The organism is Escherichia sp. KCJ4928 (genome assembly GCF_004352695.1).
Lineage (GTDB): Bacteria > Pseudomonadota > Gammaproteobacteria > Enterobacterales > Enterobacteriaceae > ECMA0423.
This window is the reverse complement of record NZ_SJWV01000495.1, coordinates 1-782: the sequence shown is the minus strand read 5'-3', so window position 1 is coordinate 782 and position 782 is coordinate 1. Positions and strand designations below refer to the sequence as shown.

Below are 782 nucleotides of genomic sequence, written 5' to 3'. Positions count from 1 at the left end.
CTTGTATTATCCCTCCAGTGCAGAGAAAATCGGCCAGTTTTCTCTGCCTGCAGTCCGCATGCCGTATCGGGCCTTGGGTTCTAACCTGTTGCGTAGATTTATGCAGCGGACTGCCTTTCTCCCAAAGTGATAAACCGGACAGTATCATGGACCGGTTTTCCCGGTAATCCGTATTTGCAAGGTTGGTTTCACTATGGAACATGAACTTCATTATATCGGTATCGACACCGCTAAAGAGAAACTGGATGTCGATGTGTTGCGTCCTGATGGTCGTCATCGCACCAAAAAATTCGCTAACACCACTAAAGGGCACGATGAGCTGGTGAGCTGGCTGAAAGGTCACAAGATTGACCATGCGCATATCTGCATCGAAGCGACCGGCACCTATATGGAACCTGTCGCTGAGTGCCTTTACGATGCTGGCTACATAGTGTCAGTCATTAATCCTGCGCTGGGTAAAGCTTTCGCTCAGAGTGAAGGACTGCGTAACAAGACTGATACCGTGGATGCGCGCATGCTGGCAGAGTTCTGTCGTCAGAAGAGCCCTGCAGCCTGGGAAGCGCCTCACCCGCTTGAACGCGCGTTGCGTGCCCTGGTAGTCCGCCACCAGGCGCTGACAGATATGCACACGCAGGAACTGAATCGCACTGAAACGGCGCGGGAAGTCCAGAGACCGAGCATTGATGCTCACCTTCTGTGGCTTGAAGCAGAGCTGAAGCGTCTTGAGAAGCAGATAAAAGACCTGACAGACGATGATCCGGATATGAAACACCGCAGGAAAC

Annotated in this window: 1 pseudogene; it reads left to right on the top strand. The window is 52.0% G+C overall.

The window, feature by feature from the left end:
* Positions 1-193 precede the first annotated feature (193 nt).
* Positions 194-782 (top strand): annotated as a pseudogene (locus E0D98_RS25085) (IS110-like element IS621 family transposase); the annotation flags it as partial.